This window comes from Streptomyces xanthophaeus, from assembly GCF_000725805.1.
In the GTDB taxonomy this organism is placed as follows: Bacteria; Actinomycetota; Actinomycetes; order Streptomycetales; family Streptomycetaceae; genus Streptomyces; species Streptomyces xanthophaeus.
The window spans coordinates 440,587-457,854 of the sequence record NZ_KL647132.1; the positions used below are offsets into that span (position 1 = coordinate 440,587).

The following is a 17,268-nucleotide window of genomic DNA, read 5'->3' on the forward strand; positions in this document are numbered from 1 at the left end:
ATCGTGGGGTCCTTGCGGTTCTGACGTGTCCTACGGGTGCGGGCGGGCCTCAGCGGCCGCCGCCGCCTCCGCCGCCACCCCAGCCACCGTTGCCGCCGCCACCGCCGCCACCGCCCCAGTCACCGTTGCCGCCGCCTCCGCCGCCGCCCCAGTCACCGTTGCCGTTGCCGCCGCGGCCGCCACCCCAGTCGCCGTTGCCGCCACCGCCGTTATTCCAGTCACCGTTGCCACCGCGGCCGTTGCCCCAGTCGTTGTTGCCCCAGTCGCCGTTGCCACCGCGGCCGGAGTCGTTCCAGTTGGCGTCGTGCCAGTTGTTGTCACGCCAGTTGGAGTTGTTCCAGTTGTGGTCGCGCCAGTTGCCGCCGTTTCCGCCGACCCCGCCCTCGTCCCAGCACCAGCTGGGCCGGTCGCGCCAGTCCCGGTTGCAGCACTCGTCCCAGCGCCCGTTCCAGTTCTCGGAGCACCTCCAGTTGCCGCCGCCGCCACCGCCACCGGTGACGGTCGCGGCCGAGGCGCCCGCGACCGGCAGCAGGCCGATCGCGACTCCTGCGGCCCCTGTCAGGACTGCCGCAACGATCCTACGGCGCATTTTCATGCACCTCCGAACATGTCTCGCTTATTAGGCGTTTAGGTCATTTCCACCCTCACCCGCCCCCGCCGCCCTGTCAAAGCGAAACGGCCCCCCGCCACCCCCCGCGGAGCCCGATACAAGGCCTCCCACCAGGCATGATCCCCTTTCCGTAGCGGCCCGGGCCGAGGCCGGGGAAGCAAGCCGGATCCGGCGGCCGCCCGCACGTTCCGTGCACGGAACCGTCACGTGGCGTCGGACGCGCACGCGGGCCGACGGAGGGGGCCGAAGAGACGCCGGACCATGAGACGGCCCGGCGCCGACCGCACCAACTCGGTACCATCCAGGCCCGGGTGGCCGCTCCACGCCGCCCGGCGACACGGGGGGGATGGAACGTGAGCACAGTCGGCCCCGCGGGACGGGTACGGCCCGCCCTTCCCGGCGATCCCGCCCGCATCGGCCCGTACCGCATCATCGGCCGTCTCGGCGCGGGCGGCATGGGCACCGTCCACGCCGCCCTGGACGCCGGCGGACAGCGGGTCGCGGTCAAGGTGATCCGTACCGCGCAGGCCGAGAACCCCGAGTTCCGGGCCCGCTTCCGGCGCGAGGTGCAGCTGTCCGCGCGCGTCACCGGGCCCTGCCTGGTACCCCTGCTCGCCGCCGACCCCGACGCCCCCGCCCCCTGGCTGGCCACCGCCTACGCGCCCGGCCCGACCCTGGACCAGCACCTGGCCGTCCACGGGCCCCTGGCGGGCGGGAACCTGTACGCGTTCGCCGCGGGCACCGCCCAGGCGCTGGCCGCCATCCACCGGGCCGGAGTCGTCCACCGGGACGTGAAGCCGCAGAACGTGATCCTCAGCCCCGCGGGACCCCGCGTCCTGGACTTCGGCATCGCCCACGCCGCCGACGGGACGTCCGTGACCCGTACCGGGGTCATGACCGGCACACCGGGCTGGATCAGCCCCGAGCACTACCGCACGGGCACCGCCGGACCGCCCGGCGACATGTTCGCCTGGGGCGCCCTCGTCTCCTACGCGGCCACCGGACGGCTGCCCTTCGGCACCGGGGCGCCCGACGTGGTCGCCTTCCGCGTGATGTCCGGCGAGGCCGACCTCGACGGCGTTCCCGGCCCGCTCCTGACGCTCCTGGTGCGCGCCCTGGCCAAGGAGCCGGAGGGGCGGCTGACGAGCGAGGACGCCGCCGGGCAGTGCACGGCGCTGCTGGCCTCCCAGACCACCCAGCTCCTCACCTCCACCCCCACCACGGCCGGAGATCCCGTCGCCGCGCAGTGGGACCTGCCCGCCCTGGACGACCCCGCCTGGCAGGGCCCGCCGGTCCGGCCGCGGCGGCGCCCGCTGCTCACCGTGGGCATCGGTGCGGCCCTCGTCGGCGCTCTCGCCGGGGGCCTCCTCGCCCTGTCCCCGGAGACCCGGCAGGAGCGGGCGGGCCACTCCGCGCCGCCCCCCGCCCCGACCGGCACGGGCCGGGCAACGGCCGCCCCGCCGTCCGCCCCGCCGTCCGGCACGCAGGCCGGAGCCGGGACCGGGGCGTCGCCCGCGGCCGACGACTCCCCCAGCATCGCGACCTGGCGCCAGGCCCGCGCGGCGCAGACGCCGGCCGAGAACGACGCGGGTCCGTCCATGGGGACGGGACCCTGGCTGGACCCCGTCGCCCATCCCGACCAGGACCGGGCCCTGACCTTCCACCGGCCCCGGGGCGAGGTCTACGTCGCCCTCAGCGGGCAGGAACTCGACCAGGGCGCGGTCCACGACATCGCCGAGCTCGCCTGCCTGGGCCTGCGGGACCTGAGCACCGCCTATCCGGACCTCCCGTACCGCACGTACGTGGTGGTGGACACGGAACGCGAGGGCGGCCCGGCCGTGGTGTGGTCGGACGACTTCCGCGCCAACCCGTCCTGCTCGACCTCCCTGACCGATCGCGCCGCCGCTCCCGGGGAGGGGCGGGCCGCCGACTGGTACCCCGGCTCGGCGGGCATGCTCACCGCCGTGATCCCCTCCCGCGACCCGGACCAGATCCGCGTCGCCCACAGGATCGCCACGACGATCATCACGTCCTGGAACGGCGGGGCCGGCCACGACCGGATCGGCCACGACACCATGAGCGTCGGCTTCGACCCCGGCAGCCGCACCATGTACGTGTGGGCGACCGAGCCCCGGTGGGACGCGGCCACCCGGGGCGCCTGGGCCCGCGAGGCCGCCGCCCACGCCTGCACGGGACTGACCGCGGAAGCCGGCCGGTCGGCGGACTGGCCGTTCACGCGGTACGCCGTCCTCGTCCGGGACACCGCCGGCACCGACGAGTACCTCCGCTGGGCCACGGTCGGCACCTGCCCGGACTGACACCGCCCGCCCGGACACCCGGCGCGCCGACGCCAACGCCGACGGGCCGTACCCCGCTCCGCAGGAGTGGGGTACGGCCCGTGGTGTGCACGACCGTGAAGCGCCTGCCCCTGCGGCCCGCCGTAGCGGGGAGCCGCAGGTCAGCGCCGTTGGCTAGAGGTCGAAGTAGAGCTCGAACTCGTGCGGGTGCGGACGCTGCGCGATCGGGGCGATCTCGTGCGTGCGCTTGTAGTCGATCCAGGTCTCGATCAGGTCCGGGGTGAAGACACCGCCGGCCAGGAGGTACTCGTGGTCCTCTTCGAGGGCCTTGAGGACGTCCTCCAGGCTGGTCGGGACCTGCGGGACGCTCGCGTGCTCGTCGGGCGAGAGCTCGTAGAGGTCCTTGTCGATCGGCTCCATCGGCTCGATCTTGTTCTTCACACCGTCGAGGCCCGCGAGCAGCAGCGCCGCGAACGCCAGGTACGGGTTCGAGGACGGGTCCGGCGCGCGGAACTCGACGCGCTTGGCCTTCGGGTTCGAGCCCGTGATCGGGATGCGCATGGCGGCGGAGCGGTTGCGCTGCGAGTACACCATGTTGACCGGCGCCTCGAAGCCCGGCACCAGGCGGTGGTAGGAGTTCACCGTCGGGTTGGTGAACGCCAGCAGCGACGGGGCGTGCTTGAGGATGCCGCCGATGTAGTAGCGGGCGGTGTCCGACAGGCCCGCGTAGCCGGCCTCGTCGTAGAACAGCGGGTCGCCGTTGGCCCACAGCGACTGGTGCACGTGCATGCCCGAGCCGTTGTCACCGAAGATCGGCTTCGGCATGAAGGTCGCGGTCTTGCCGTTGCGCCAGGCGACGTTCTTCACGATGTACTTGAAGAGCATCAGGTCGTCGGCCGCGGCGAGCAGCGTGTTGAACTTGTAGTTGATCTCGGCCTGGCCGCCGGTGCCGACCTCGTGGTGCTGGCGCTCGACCTGGAGGCCCTGCGCGTCCAGCTCCAGGGAGATCTCGGCACGCAGGTCGGCGAAGTGGTCGACCGGGGCTACGGGGAAGTAACCACCCTTGTAGCGGACCTTGTAGCCGCGGTTGTTCTCCTCGGAACCGGTGTTCCAGGCGCCGGCCTCGGAGTCGATGTGGTAGAAGCTCTCGTTCGCGGTGGTCGCGAAGCGCACGCTGTCGAACACGTAGAACTCGGCCTCGGGGCCGAAGTACGCGGTGTCGGCGATGCCGGTCGAGGCCAGGTAGGCCTCGGCCTTCTTCGCGATGTTGCGCGGGTCACGGCTGTAGGCCTCGCCCGTGATCGGGTCGTGGATGAAGAAGTTGATGTTGAGCGTCTTGTCCTTGCGGAACGGGTCCAGACGCGCGGTGCTGATGTCGGCACGCAGCGCCATGTCGGACTCGTGGATCGCCTGGAAGCCGCGGATCGAGGAGCCGTCGAAGGCCAGCTCCTCGTTCGGGTCGAACGCGCGCCCCGGGATGGTGAAGTGCTGCATCACACCAGGCAGGTCGCAGAAGCGGACGTCAACGAACTTGACGTCGTTCTCCTCGATGTACTGCTTCACTTCGTCGGCGTTCTGGAACATCCAACTCCTCCTACTCCCGGCCCCGGGGCAGGGACGGGTTTTATAGCTCGTGGTGCGTCAGTGCGGTGTCGCACGCTGACCCGACCATAAGCAGACGGGATTTCCCAAGCATGACCCATTTGTTTCGCACAAGTTAACCAGGGACCGGCCGGAGTGCCGTGGAGCACCACGGGTACCGTGGTCGCGTGGATAAGAGGAGTGCAATCGGATCGTGGCTGTCCGGCCCCCGCGCGGCCGCCGAGGACATGGGGGCCGACTTCGGCTACCGGGGTCAGCAGCTCGGCCTGCCGCAGGAGGGCCCGGGGTCGATCGCCCGTTTCGGGCGCCGGCTCGGCGCGCTGGCCATCGACTGGGTCACCTGTCAGGTGATTGCCTACGGGCTGATCACGGGCGGTGACGCGAAGGCCACGGGCAACTGGACGCTCGGCCTCTTCGTGATCCTGAGCCTCCTCACCGTGGGCACCGTCGGCTCCACGCCCGGCAAGCGGCTCGTGGGCCTGCGGGTCGTCGCGGAGGACGGCGGGCGCCTGAGCGTCGGCCGGGTGGTGCTGCGGACCCTGCTGCTGGCCCTGCTCATCCCGGCAGTGGTCTGGGACCGGGACGGCCGCGGCCTGCACGACAGGTTCGCCCGCGCCATCCAGGTCCGCATCTAGCGCACGCACACGAACACGTGGACATGTGAAAGGCGCCCCCCGGCCGAAGCCGGGGGGCGCCTTTCACATGTCCACGTGTTCGTTCGTATACGAAAAGCAGGTCAGCGGATCAGCGCATCTTCCCGCCGCGCGGCATCTTCATGCCCTTGGGCATCGGACCCTTCGGCAGCGGCATGTTGCTCATGAGGTCACCCATGGCGCGCAGCTTGTCGTTCACCTTGGTGATCTGGGGGCCGGACAGCACGCGCGGCAGCTTGAGCAGCGTGGTGCGCAGCTTCTTGAGCGGCACCTCGCCCTCGCCCGTACCCACGATGAAGTCGTGGACCGGCACGTCCGGCATGATCCGGGCCAGCTTCTTCTTCTCGTTCGCGAGCAGGAGCTTCACGCGGTTCGGGTTGCCCTCGGCGATCAGCACGACGCCGGCCTTGCCCACCGCCCGGTGGACGATGTCCTGGCTCTTGTTCATCGCGACGGCCGGGGTGGTGGTCCAGCCCCGTCCCACGTTGTCCAGTACGGCCGCGGCCGCGCCCGGCTGTCCCTCCATCTGCCCGAAGGCAGCCCGCTCGGCCCGTCGTCCGAAGACGATCGCCATCGCGAGGAACGCCACCAGGAAGCCCAGGATGCCCAGGTAGACCGGGTGGCCGATCAGGAAGCCGATCGCGAGAAAGACACCGAAGGTGACGATTCCCACACCCGCGACGATCAGACCGACCTTCGGGTCGGCCTTGCGCGTCATCTTGTACGTGAGGGCGATCTGCTTCAGTCGCCCTGGGTTCGCAGCAGTCTCTGCGTTTGACTTCCTCGCCATACAGCGAGTTTACGTGGCCTGAGGGGTCCGGGTCGCCGCGGCCTCAAGTACGTGTTCGGTTTCGACCCGGTCCTTGGCCCGGCGGCGGTCCTCCAGGACCGCGCTCCAGGCGTTGCGGCGGGCGCCGCTCATGAGCAGCGACTCGATGCCGCGGAAGGCGTCGGTGACGGACGGGATGGCGATGGCGCGTACGGGCGCGGCCTGCATGATGTCGATCCCTTTCACGGAGCTCACGTCTGCGTGGTGTGCGGGGCTGTGCGCGGTGTGTGCGGTGCGTGGACCCATCGTCACTGTTCGGTGTTACCAGTGCATGACCGGCCGGTCAAACGTTTCCGAAACATTGACGCGGCCCGCCGGACTCCTCTGAGAAGAGCCTAGGGGCCGCGTCCGTGCGGTGTTACTGCTTAGTAAGTTTTTGTGCGGGAGTTCACACAGTCCCTGCGGTGGTGCTGCGCTTCTCCATCGCCTGCTGGTAGAGGCGCCCGGCCCGGTAGGACGAGCGGACCAGCGGGCCCGACATCACACCGGAGAAGCCGATCTCCTCGGCCTCCTTCGCCAGCTCGACGAACTCGTGCGGCTTCACCCAGCGCTCGACGGGGTGGTGCCGCGGCGAGGGACGCAGGTACTGGGTGATGGTGATGAGCTCGCAGCCGGCCTCGTGCAGGTCCTTCAGCGCCTGCGAGACCTCCTCGCGCTCCTCGCCCATGCCCAGGATCAGGTTGGACTTGGTCACCAGGCCGTACGCGCGGGCCCGGGTGATCACGTCCAGCGAACGCTCGTAGCGGAAGCCGGGACGGATCCGCTTGAAGATCCGGGGCACCGTCTCGACGTTGTGCGCGAAGACCTCGGGGCGGGAGGCGAAGACCTCCTCCAGCAGCTCCGGGACCGCGTTGAAGTCGGGGGCCAGCAGCTCGACCTTGGTGTGGCCGCTCTCACGGCCCGCGGTCTGCTCGTGGATCTGGCGCACGGTCTCCGCGTACAGCCAGGCGCCGCCGTCGGCCAGGTCGTCGCGGGCGACGCCGGTGATGGTGGCGTAGTTCAGGTCCATGGTGACCACGGACTCGCCGACGCGGCGCGGCTCGTCGCGGTCGAGGGCCTCGGGCTTGCCCGTGTCGATCTGGCAGAAGTCACAGCGCCGGGTGCACTGGTCGCCACCGATGAGGAAGGTGGCCTCGCGGTCCTCCCAGCATTCGTAGATGTTCGGACAGCCGGCTTCCTGGCACACCGTGTGCAGTCCTTCGCCCTTCACCAGGGCCTGCATCTTCGTGTACTCGGGGCCCATCTTCGCCCGGGTCTTGATCCACTCGGGCTTGCGCTCGATGGGGGTCTGGGCGTTACGGACCTCGAGGCGCAGCATCTTGCGTCCGTCGGGTGCGACTGCGGACACGACCGGCTCCCTGTGACTTCGATTCTTCGGCGCCCACCAGGGTACGCCCGTAATTTCATACGCTCTTACGCCGACCAACCTGGGAGCGGCCGGACGCATTCCCCGGGCGGCTAGCCCACGGCCGGCTCGATGTCCCGGGGCCGCAGTTCAGCCTGCTCCAGTACGCCCTTCAGGTGACGCTCGACGACCGGCAGCACCTCGGCGATGGTGACCTCCCGGCCCAGTTCGTACGAGAGCGAGGTCACACCGGCGTCCCGGATGCCGCAGGGGATGATCCGGTCGAACCAGGTGCTGTCCGGGTTCACGTTGACCGCGAACCCGTGCATGGTGACGCCCTTGGCGACGCGGATGCCGATGGCTGCGAGCTTGCGGTCCTCGCGGCGCTGGCCGGCGTTGGACGGGGCGTACTCGGGACCGTTGAGGCGGGGGTCGAACTCGTCGTCGCCGATCCTCGGATCGAAGTCGAGGGAGAGCCCGCCGAGCTGCGGCCGGTCCTCCACGGGGTCGCCGAGGACCCAGACGCCCGAGCGGCCCTCGACGCGGGTGGTCTCCAGGCCGAACTCGGCGGCGGTCCGGATGAGGGCCTCCTCCAGACGGCGTACGTGGGCGACCACGTCCACCGGGCGCGGCAGCTTCATGATCGGGTAGCCCACCAGCTGGCCGGGGCCGTGCCAGGTGATCTTGCCGCCGCGGTCCACGTCGACGACCGGGGTGCCGTCGAGCGGGCGCTCGCTGGGATCGGTGCGCCGGCCCGCCGTGTAGACCGGCAGGTGCTCCAGCAGGAGGCAGGTGTCGCCCGTCTCGTCGGCGAACCGTGCGGCGTGCACGCGGCGCTGCTCTTCCCAGGCCACGGTGTACTCGACGGCATCCGGCCCGAAGCCCAGATGGACAAACCCAAGCTCAGCCACCGCGGCGCCTCCTCGTTGAACCTGCTGTGTGCACGTATCGCACCAGCAAGGGTACGGCCGCCCGTGCCGGACCCGTCAGGGCCCCGTTCCCGGCTCCGGACCAGACCCCGCCCCCGGCCCGGCCTCGGCCGGAACCGGCGCCTCCGGGGGCGGCCCGGGAAGCTGCCTGGGCCGTCGCCTGCCTCCGGCCGGGCGGTCCGGGTCCTCCTCGGCCCGCGGCAGCCGCCGGTGGCCCTCCGAGTGGTCGTTGACCCAGCCGCACACCCCGCACGCGTACCGGCCGTCGAGCCCCGCGATGTAGGTGCCGCAGCGCCTGCACTCGGCCTCGGTCAGCTCGGGCGGTGGCAGCGGAGCGGTGGATTCGGGGCGTACCTCGGGGAGGGGTGCCCCGCTGGGCCGGCGGGTCATGGGCCGCAGCGTACGCGGACAGAGGGGGCCGGTCCGTAAAGCGCCCTACCGATTCTGCACACAAACGAGTGAGTATGGCTTTGACCTGCACGTATGGACTGCTCCATGTGCTAATGCCAGCACATCTCAGCACGGGGTCACCACCGGTGCTGAGTCGCCGTTACGCGGCCAGCCCCATGATCCCGTCAAGGACGCTCACGGCCTGGACCATGGAGTCCGGCGTCATGTGCCCGTACGTGTCGGCTGTGACGGTGATGGAGGGCCGTTCTCAACTCGCTACAGCTACGCCTTGTAGATCGGCTCGTACGCGGCCACCTGGTCCGGTGTGACCTCCTCCACGGCCATGTTCCCAGTCCACAGGTGGTCGCGGTAGCAGTACCCGTGCAGGTCGGCCCGGTGCCCTTGCGTGATCTTCCAGTTTCCGGCGGGCAGCTTCACCACTACATCGCTGCCGCACGTGAACGATCGGCTTGCCTGCGCCATGATCCAGCGCGCGTGTTCGGGAGGACCTTCCGTCTCCCGGCACATCTTCCGAGCCGTGTCCCACAGACGCCCCCACTCGACCCCAGGAGTCAGCGGGCCGATGATCGCCACGTCACCGATGTTCCTGCTGTCGAGTGAGTGGGTGGCGTAGCCGTACACGGTGCCGAACATTCGGAACACCGTGACTCGACTCTGCCCTGCCAAGGGCTCAACAACTGCCATACGGCTAACCTCTGTTCCTGGGTGGGCCCCGGGCGCATTGGCCGCACCCGGGGCCCATCTCTCGGGTTGATCAGCAGCCGTCGCCGTCGCCGCAGCAGGCCGGGGGGTTGCAGTCCTTCGCGGAGCCCCACAGCCCGTCATCCACGAAGAAGCCCGCGGCCTTGACGCGGTCCACCACGGAACCGATCAGAGGCCGCGTGCGGACGGTGGCCTTCGGCTCGTGCCCGAGGAAGAACCCGAACTGCTCCTCACACCAGGTGGCGTACGCCTGCGTGTGGAGGACGAACGAGTGCCACCCGGGGTCAACGGCGTCCGACGGGGTCATGTCGAACGCGTGGGTGTCGCCCATGACCTTGAGGAAGGCAAGGGCCTGGTCGACGATCCTGCGGGCAGTGGACAGCTCGTGTCCGTACTCCTCCGCGCAGAACTCAGAGACCTTCTCGAACAGCTCGGGACTGACGAGGTCCCGCCCGTGCCGTAAGGCGACGGGGGTTTCCAGCATGGTCGTCACAGTGAGATTGCCTCTCTCTTCACGGTTGGGGACTGGTTACGCGGCGGGAGGGGGCGGGAACTCCTCGCCGCCGTCCTTGTCTCCGGGGTCGGTCATGAATGCACCTCCTCTCGACTTGCGGCCGCTATACGCGCCCGCCCTACGAGGGGGCGGGCGTCTAAGCCCGGTTGGGCGGGGCTCACCAGCGGATGCGCTGTGCGTTTCCCCCGGCGCAGTCGGGGCAGCGGCGGCGGCCGAGCTTGCACATGCGGCACCGCTCGTAGTCGAAGCCGCAGCAGTAGTCGCACCGAACCGTCCGGCGCCCGATACAGGTACCGCAGTAGGTGACTCCGGGGATCAGGCGAGTGCCGCTGTCTACCGGGTCAGGGCCAGGCGTCACGGCCGTATCTCGGCAGCGCTGCCGAGGCTGGTGCAACCGATCACCTACGCCGCCTCATGTGCGGGTGGTTGCGGATCTCCGTGTTCACCTGAGCCACGGTGCGAAGGTCACCTTCGTCGTAGGCTTCGAGCCGCTCGGCATCCAGGGCCGCACAGACCCCGCAGTGTTCGTCGGCCTCCGGCCACTGGCTCTTGTCGATGACCGCGCTACCAACGACCTTCACCGGTGCCCCCGAGCCGCGTGGCGCCGGATCAACACGTTCATGTCGCTTACGACTGTGCCGCTAAGCGGGCCCTTGGCCAGGGCACGCGCCCTGGCCCACTTTTGGCACCTGTCGCAGTTCGCAGGAGCTGCAACCCAGGGGTTCGGGAAGAGCCTCGTCACCTGCTTTTGTGCCGTCGTCGCTACCGCCATCACCGCACCCCTTCACGTCACCCTCGCTGCGTCGGCAGCAATATTGACCAGGGCCGGAGGCAGTTCCTAGCCTGTTTCCTGTTCCGTCAAAAAGCCGTCTCGGATGCCTTCGACGAGACTCCGCATTCCGTCGCCGGACAAGGCCGAGTTCTCGAACCCTTCGAACTTCCGGACGTACATTTCAACGTCGCGTGGGTCCGTTACGACTATCTCGGCGTGAACGGTTTCGACGGTCACCATCCGGTCGTCACGGATGACGAAGGCGTGGTTCGCGATGTCCGTCTGTGGCGCTGAGAGCGGCACGACCCTGATGTCTACGTGCGCGAGCCGAGACACGGAGACGATCCTGTCGAGCTGCGCAGCCATCATCTGTGATGGCACGATCCGCCAGCGGAGAACGGGTTCGGTGATGACGAAGCGGAGCTTCTTCGTGCTGTCGAACAGCACGGCCTGACGCTCAAGGCGTCCGCTGATGGTTCGGGTGAGGGCGTCGTCGCTGAGGTCGTGGCGTCGGAGGATGGCGCGGATGTACTCGGGGGTCTGGAGCAGCCCGGGAACTAGGGCGGGCTGGAAGAGCCGCAGGACGGCCATCTGAGCTTCCAGGGCCTTTGCCGCCTGCTGGCCCTTGTGAAGGCCGGCTCGCCTGAGGAGGCGCCACGCGGTGGCCTCCGTGGTGGCTGCGCGGGCGACTTCCGTGTACTCCGCCTGGATGGCGTCCGAGACGCCTATGGCGGTGAGGATGCGTTCCACATCCGTGGCGCTCGGGAGGAGATTCGCGTTCTCGATCTTGGAGAGCTTGGAAGGGGACATGAGGGCGCTACGGGCGACCGCTTTGGCTTCCTTCCCGGATGCCTCTCGCAGTGCCCGCAGCGCGGCCCCGAGCTGTGCTTTGTTCACTCGCCGTACTTGGCCCACCAGTCGGTGAACGGCTCCGCATGGGTGAGCGCCAGCTCCCGGTAGCCGACGAAACGGTCAGCTTCCGTCGCGGACAGCACCTGCGAGCCCTGGTAGGCGCCGTGGTCGTCGTAGCCCATGACGGCCGTGTCCGTGGAGTCGAAGAGCCAGAAGTCCGGGACGCCCTCAAGCGGGTTGGGAGCGTCCGTCACGTCGAGGATGAAGAACTCTTCCCCGCCGGTCATGTTCGTCCGGTAGCCCCATCCCAGCTCGAAGCGGAGGTACTCCGTGAGGGGCCGCCGAAGGACGTGCACGCGGTACACCCGCTTGCCCTCGTGGGCGAGGCCGCGCAGCTCCGCGACCCATGCGGCGTTGTAGCCCTCGGGCTGCGGCTGACCGGCCTGGAACGCCCGGTAGGCGTCCACGTTCCCCGAGCCGCTGTAGTCGTCCAGGGTCTCCAGACGGAATGCCTCGTGCCGGAACCGCTCGAAGAGTTCGGCGAGGGTGCTAGATGAGGCCATCGGCGATGGCCTTCTCGATCAGCTCGACGGGGATCTCCACAAGGGTTTCGTGAGCGGGAATCTTGAGGCCGTGGTCAGTCGGCGTCTCCCCCTGCACCAGGAACGTACCCCGGTCGGTCGCGTAGAGCGTCGGGCAGTCCTTCACGTCACAGGTGCTGATCAGCTTGGTCACCTTCATGGCTTCCGGTTCCCCTCTCCCGTGCGGCGTAGTGCCGCGTTCGATGCTCCCGAGCCGGTGACCACAGGGTCAAGCGATCACGGTTGAGAGAACGGGAAACCGGACCACACAGCAGAAACCCCCGGCCTCATGACCGGGGCCCCTTGATTGGAATCCAGCACCACGCCAGCACCGCTACACCTATCCAGCATTGACGTGTCCATGGGCCAGTTATCGGCCAACGATCCTTCCCGGCCACGGGCGACTGTCCACCCCGGGCTCCGTTCTGCACACGATCGGATGAATGTGGGACAGACAGGGCGGCACAGAGGGAGTTCGCCGCTACATTCACGCCGTTCACAGGGCCGGGACCCCGGTCCGTCACGTCAGGAGACCGTGGAGCCGATGACGGAACGACCTGCCCAGCGCGTCCCCAACCGGCAGCTCGCGGCGCTGATCGCGGAAGCCGGGTTCTCCAACGCCGGGCTCGCCCGCCGCGTCGACCAGCTCGGTCTCGAACACGGTCTCGACCTGCGGTACGACAAGACCTCCGTGACCCGGTGGCTGCGCGGCCAGCAGCCGCGCGGGACCACCCCCGCGCTGATCGCCGAGGTCTTCACCCGGCGGCTCGGGCGGCGGCTGTCCGCCCAGGACCTCGGCCTGGACGCCTGCGCGCCCGTGTACGCGGGGCTGGAGTTCGCGGCCACCCCCGAGGAGGCCGTGGACATCGCGAGCGGGCTGTGGCGCAAGGACTCCGGTTCCCACGCCGAGCTGCGGAAGATCGCCTTCACCCCGGCCGGGCTGGTGGTGCCCAGCCGGGACTGGCTGATCGGGCGCGCCGACGAGCGGGTGGGCCGGGGCGCGGACGCGGCGGCCGCGCGGGTCCCGGTGCAGGGGCGGACCTCGGTGCCCCGGCAGCGGCAGATCGACCGCAGCCCCGGGCAGCGCGTGACGGGCGGGGACATCGCGGCGCTGCGCTCGGTGAGCGAGCTGTTCCGCACCCTGGACCAGGCCTACGGGGGCGGGCACGCCCGGCAGGCGCTGGTGCGGTACCTGGAGCACGAGGCGGAGCCGATGCTCCGCGGGACCTACGGGGAGACCACCGGGCGGCGGCTGTTCGCGGCCGCCGCCGATCTGACCCGGCTCGCCGGCTGGACCTCGTACGACATCGCCGCGCACGGGCTCGCCCAGCGCTACTTCGTGCAGGCGCTGCGCCTCGCGCAGGCCGCCGGGGACCGGCCGTACGGCAGCTACGTGCTGGTCACGATGAGCCGCCAGGCGGTCTACCTGGGGCACGGTCGGGAAGCGGTGCAGCTGGCCCGGGTCGCGCAGCAGGGCGTGGGGTCCGGCCCGCCGCCGGTGGTCCAGGCGCTGCTGCACTCGGCGGAGGCCAGGGGGCACGCGGTCCTGGGCGAGGTCCGGGCGTCGACGGCCTCGCTGGTACGGGCCGAGCGGGCGCTGGGCGCGGCGCGGCCCGGGGACGACGTACCGCACTGGGGCCGGTTCTTCGACGAGGCGCAGCTGGCGGACGAGTTCGGGCACTGCCACCGGGACCTCCAGCAGTACCGGGCCTCGGCGCAGCACGCGGAGCGCTCGCTCCAGCTGCGGGCGCCCGCGTACGCCCGGTCCCGGCTGTTCTGCCGGGTGGTGCTGGCCACGGCCCGGCTGGGGCTGGGCGAGCTGGACCAGGCGTGTGCGCTGGGCGCGGAGGCGGCGCAGCAGGCGATGGAGATGCGGTCGGTGCGTGCGGTGGAGTACGTACGGGACTTCGAGCGGCGGCTGGAGCCGTTCCGGGACGCCTCGGCCGTGCGGACCTACCGGGACCGGGTGGCGGCCCTTTCGTAGGTACGGGCCCGGCCTCCACGGGGGAGAGGCCGGGCCCGGTCTGGGGTGGTTCTCAGGCCGCCACCGGGAGTGCGGGCTCCGCGGCCGGGAGCGGGATGCCGAAGTCGCGCAGGACCGCGGTGGTGGCGCGGCGGGCCGAGCGCAGGGCGCCCTGCACGGTGTTGGTGTCGCGGTGGTCGCCGCACACGTACAGCCCGGCCACCACGCGGACCGGGCGGCGCAGGTCGTGCGGCGGGGGCATGGCGGGGACGGCCTCCGGGGTGTGGTGGACGGCCAGCAGCTCCCAGTCGCGGGTGGCCGTCTCATAGAGCCGGGCCAGCCGGGAGGCGACCGTACGGGCGGGCGGCGGCGGGCCGAGCACGGTGGTGGTGACCAGGGCGCGGCCGGCCGGGGCCCGCGTCGGGTCGACCGCGCTCATCACGGCGGTGTGCGCCACGGGCCACTTGGGGTCGCCGTCCAGGAGCAGCGAGCCGTCCCAGGGCAGGGGCGCGGCGGCGGCGTGGTGCAGGACGGTGACCTCGTGGAAGCCGGGGACGCGCAGGCCCGGCAGGAGTCCGGCGGCGGCGCGGGCGCCGGTCGCCAGGAGGACCGAGCGGCAGCGGAAGTCGCCGTGCTCCTCGGTGGTGACCAGGTTCGTGGCGACCGAGCGGACCCGGATGCCGGTGCGGACGGTGCCGGGCGGCAGGCCCGCGGCGAGCAGACCGGGCAGGGCCGCGGCCCCGCCCTCGGGCACCGCGAGGCGGCCGCGGGCGAAGGTGCGCAGCGCGAGGTCGGCGATGCGGCTGGAGGTGGTGAGGTCCGGGTCGCGCAGCAGGGCCGCGAGCAGGGGCCGCACCACCGCGTTGACGGTGCGGGGCGGCAGGCCCCGGGAGCGCAGGGCGGCGGAGGCGGTGCGTTCGGGCCGGGCGAGCAGCCGCTCCGGGGGCAGGGCGGCGAGCCGGCCGAGGGCGGCGCTGAGCCGGGCCTGGTCGAGGGAGCCGCTGGCCAGGGCGCGGGCCGGGGTGAGTGCCCCGGCCCGGAGCTGTTTGCCCTCGGTGTGGACGAGGACCCCGGGGGCGAAGGGGCGCAGGGTGAGCCCCTCCAGGCCGGGGGTGCGGGTCAGTTCCGTGTACGAGGTGTTGAGCAGTTGGCCGATCCGGTCCAGCCGGAACCCGTCGGCCGACTCGGTGGCCATCCGCCCGCCGGGATCGTCCGCGGCTTCCAGCACGGTGACGGTGACCCCCGCCGCGATCAGGTGGTGCGCGGCCGCGAGTCCGGAGACCCCGGCTCCTACGATGACTACGTCCGCATGGTGTGCGGCATGGTGTGCGCTGCTGAGCACGTGCCCCTCCCCGAGGTCGGCGCGGCTGTGTGGGGATGCTCCTTCCCCCAACCGGCTCCAGGGGAACCCGAGTCAGGACGGCTATTCCGGTCAACTCCGGTCGCACGACGGTCGCATCCGGGTCACGAACGGTCGCACGGTGGTCGCACGCAGCGCTCAGAGCGCGGCGCGGATCGAGTCCTCGATGCCGGGGTCGCGGAACACGAAGCCGGATTCCAGCAGCCGTGCGGGCAGCACCCGCTGACTGCCCAGCACGTCGTCGGAGAACTCCCCGAGGACGATCCGCAGGGCCACGGCCGGTACGGGCAGCAGCGCGGGCCGGCGCAGCACCCGGGCCATGGCGGCGGTGACCTGCCGGTTGGTCAGCGGGTCGGGGGCGGTGAGGTTGACCGGCCCTTCGAGGGAGGGGGTGTCGATGATGTGGCGCAGGGCCGCGATCTCGTCGTGGAGGGAGATGTGCGACCAGTACTGGCGGCCGTTGCCGAGCCGGCCGCCGATGCCCGCGCGGAAGATCGGGAACAGCCGTCCCCAGGCCCCGCCCTCGCCCGCGACGACCAGGCCGGTGCGGGCGAAGACGGTACGGATGCCCGCGGCGCGGGCCGGTTCGGCGGCCGCCTCCCACTCCACGCAGACCGAGGGCAGGAAGCCCTGTCCGGCGGGGGCGTCCTCGTCCACGGCCCGGTCGCCCGTGTCCCCGTAGTAGCCGATGGCGGAGCCGCTGACCAGGACGGCGGGCGGTTCGTCGAGCGCGGCCAGCGCTGCGGCGAGCGCGGCGGTGCCCAGGACCCGGCTGTCGCGGATCTCCTTCTTGTACCGGGTGGTCCAGCGGTGCTCCCCCACCCCGGCGCCGGCCAGGTGCACGACCGCCGCACAGCCGGTCAGGCCGGCCCGGTCCACGTGACCGCCCGCGGGGTCCCAGCGGGCCTCGTCGGCGGCTGCGGGTGCCCGGCGCACGAAGCGGACCACCTCGTGCCCGTCCGACCGGAGGGACTTCACGAGGGCGTTGCCGATGAGGCCGGTGGAACCGGTGACTGCGATACGCATGCCCCCATCCTGCCGGGTCGCCGCGCCGCGCGGCAGGACCGGGGAGCGTCAGGCCGCGGTGCCGAGCCAGGTGCCCACCGCGTAGGTGACCGCCATGGCCAGGGCGCCCCCCACGACGTTGCGCAGGACCGCCCGGGGGATCGGGGCGCCGCCCAGCCGTGCGCTGATCACCCCGCACAGCGTGAGGGCGGCCAGGACGGACACCACGGTGACCGGAACCCGGACGGACGGGCCGGGCAGGATGATCGCCAGCAGCGGGAGCAGCGCGCCCACGGTGAAGGCGACGAGGCTCGCCAGGGCCGCGTGCCAGGGGTTGGCCAGTTCGTCGGGGTTGATGCCGAGCTCGACCCGGGCGTGGGCCCGCAGGGCGTCCCGCTCCGTCAGCTGTTCGGCTGCCTCCCGGGCCAGGGAGCGGCTGAGGCCGCGCTCGGCGAGCAGATCGGTCAGCTCGTCGAGCTCCGCCTCCGGTTCCTCGGCCAGTTCCCGCCGCTCGGCCTCCAGGGCGGCCCGTTCCGAGTCCTTCTGGGAGCTGACGGAGACGTACTCCCCCGCCGCCATCGACAGGGCGCCCGCCAGCAGTCCGGCGACGCCCGCGGCCAGGATGGCGGGGCGGGAGGTGGTGGCACCGGCGACGCCGACCACCAGTCCGGCCGTGGAGATGATCCCGTCGTTGGCGCCGAGGACACCGGCGCGCAGCCAGTTCAGCCGGGTGCTGATCTCCGCGCTGGTGGCGCCGTCACCCGACCCGTGGGCTTCGACGTGCGCCCGGCTCGGTGTCCTGCGGGGGGCTTCCTCGTCCGTCACGCCACCACTGTCGCGGCC

Annotated in this window: 18 protein-coding genes; 3 read left to right on the top strand and 15 right to left on the bottom strand. The window is 71.2% G+C overall.

What is annotated here, in order from left to right:
* Positions 1–49: 49 nt before the first annotated feature.
* Entirely contained in the window at positions 50–589 is a 540-nt protein-coding gene (locus tag IO30_RS46505; RefSeq protein ID WP_031148604.1) for a hypothetical protein, read from the bottom strand.
* 374 nt (positions 590–963) lie between these two features.
* Between IO30_RS46505 and IO30_RS0131370 the strand changes: the two genes are divergently transcribed.
* On the top strand, positions 964–2,928 hold the full coding sequence (locus tag IO30_RS0131370) for a serine/threonine-protein kinase (protein WP_051902678.1): 1,965 nt from the start codon (positions 964–966) through the stop codon (positions 2,926–2,928).
* Between the two features lie 153 nt (positions 2,929–3,081).
* Here IO30_RS0131370 and glnA read toward each other — a convergent pair whose 3' ends face one another.
* On the bottom strand, positions 3,082–4,491 hold the full coding sequence (glnA, locus tag IO30_RS0131375) for a type I glutamate--ammonia ligase (protein ID WP_031148608.1): 1,410 nt from the start codon (positions 4,489–4,491) through the stop codon (positions 3,082–3,084).
* A 185-nt stretch (positions 4,492–4,676) separates the two neighbouring features.
* On the opposite strand from glnA, the gene IO30_RS0131380 reads away from it, so the two are divergent.
* The gene (locus tag IO30_RS0131380) at positions 4,677–5,144 is read left to right on the top strand and encodes an RDD family protein (protein ID WP_037895705.1); all 468 of its coding nucleotides are present in this window, start codon (positions 4,677–4,679) and stop codon (positions 5,142–5,144) included.
* Positions 5,145–5,253: 109 nt separating this feature from the next.
* On the opposite strand, the gene IO30_RS0131385 is transcribed toward IO30_RS0131380, so the two are convergent.
* The 10 genes from IO30_RS0131385 to IO30_RS0131430 form a co-directional block, all read right to left on the bottom strand.
* Positions 5,254–5,952, bottom strand: a complete 699-nt coding sequence (locus IO30_RS0131385; RefSeq protein WP_031148612.1) for a DUF4191 domain-containing protein — start codon at positions 5,950–5,952, stop codon at positions 5,254–5,256.
* A 9-nt stretch (positions 5,953–5,961) separates the two neighbouring features.
* On the bottom strand, positions 5,962–6,159 hold the full coding sequence (locus tag IO30_RS0131390) for an SCO2195 family GlnR-regulated protein (protein ID WP_031148614.1): 198 nt from the start codon (positions 6,157–6,159) through the stop codon (positions 5,962–5,964).
* A 220-nt stretch (positions 6,160–6,379) separates the two neighbouring features.
* Complete coding sequence (gene lipA, locus IO30_RS0131395; RefSeq protein ID WP_031148616.1) at positions 6,380–7,339, bottom strand: lipoyl synthase; 960 nt, start codon at positions 7,337–7,339, stop codon at positions 6,380–6,382.
* A 110-nt stretch (positions 7,340–7,449) separates the two neighbouring features.
* Positions 7,450–8,247 carry a lipoyl(octanoyl) transferase LipB gene (gene lipB, locus IO30_RS0131400; protein ID WP_031148618.1) on the bottom strand — a complete coding sequence of 266 codons (798 nt, stop codon included), beginning with the start codon at positions 8,245–8,247 and terminating at the stop codon, positions 7,450–7,452.
* A gap of 75 nt (positions 8,248–8,322) precedes the next feature.
* Positions 8,323–8,655 carry a hypothetical protein gene (locus tag IO30_RS44000; protein ID WP_078904868.1) on the bottom strand — a complete coding sequence of 111 codons (333 nt, stop codon included), beginning with the start codon at positions 8,653–8,655 and terminating at the stop codon, positions 8,323–8,325.
* Positions 8,656–8,937: 282 nt separating this feature from the next.
* Positions 8,938–9,309, bottom strand: a complete 372-nt coding sequence (locus IO30_RS0131405) for a hypothetical protein (RefSeq protein ID WP_237403476.1) — start codon at positions 9,307–9,309, stop codon at positions 8,938–8,940.
* A 121-nt stretch (positions 9,310–9,430) separates the two neighbouring features.
* Positions 9,431–9,862 (bottom strand): glycine-rich domain-containing protein, encoded by a 432-nt coding sequence (locus IO30_RS46510; RefSeq protein WP_202205134.1) that lies wholly within the window; start codon positions 9,860–9,862, stop codon positions 9,431–9,433.
* Positions 9,863–10,730: 868 nt separating this feature from the next.
* A complete protein-coding gene (locus tag IO30_RS0131420; RefSeq protein WP_078904869.1) occupies positions 10,731–11,561 on the bottom strand; it encodes a helix-turn-helix domain-containing protein in 831 nt (276 codons plus the stop codon).
* Positions 11,558–12,079: a DUF6879 family protein gene (locus IO30_RS0131425; protein ID WP_031148627.1), complete on the bottom strand. Its 522-nt coding sequence runs from the start codon at positions 12,077–12,079 to the stop codon at positions 11,558–11,560. Before IO30_RS0131425 ends, IO30_RS0131420 begins: the two co-directional genes overlap by 4 nt.
* Positions 12,066–12,257 carry a hypothetical protein gene (locus IO30_RS0131430; RefSeq protein ID WP_031148628.1) on the bottom strand — a complete coding sequence of 64 codons (192 nt, stop codon included), beginning with the start codon at positions 12,255–12,257 and terminating at the stop codon, positions 12,066–12,068. Before IO30_RS0131430 ends, IO30_RS0131425 begins: the two co-directional genes overlap by 14 nt.
* A gap of 384 nt (positions 12,258–12,641) precedes the next feature.
* Here IO30_RS0131430 and IO30_RS0131435 point away from each other — a divergent pair, with 384 nt between their 5' ends.
* Positions 12,642–14,081, top strand: a complete 1,440-nt coding sequence (locus IO30_RS0131435) for an NsdA family TPR-like regulatory protein (protein WP_031148630.1) — start codon at positions 12,642–12,644, stop codon at positions 14,079–14,081.
* Between the two features lie 52 nt (positions 14,082–14,133).
* Here the strand turns inward: IO30_RS0131435 and IO30_RS0131440 are convergent, their stop codons facing one another.
* The 3 genes from IO30_RS0131440 to IO30_RS0131450 all read right to left on the bottom strand — a co-directional run bounded on the left by IO30_RS0131440 (position 14,134) and on the right by IO30_RS0131450 (position 17,250).
* A complete protein-coding gene (locus tag IO30_RS0131440; protein WP_031148632.1) occupies positions 14,134–15,402 on the bottom strand; it encodes an FAD-dependent oxidoreductase in 1,269 nt (422 codons plus the stop codon).
* A 156-nt stretch (positions 15,403–15,558) separates the two neighbouring features.
* The gene (locus IO30_RS0131445) at positions 15,559–16,446 is read right to left on the bottom strand and encodes a TIGR01777 family oxidoreductase (protein WP_031148633.1); all 888 of its coding nucleotides are present in this window, start codon (positions 16,444–16,446) and stop codon (positions 15,559–15,561) included.
* A gap of 48 nt (positions 16,447–16,494) precedes the next feature.
* Entirely contained in the window at positions 16,495–17,250 is a 756-nt protein-coding gene (locus IO30_RS0131450) for a VIT1/CCC1 transporter family protein (RefSeq protein ID WP_031148635.1), read from the bottom strand.
* Positions 17,251–17,268 lie beyond the last annotated feature (18 nt).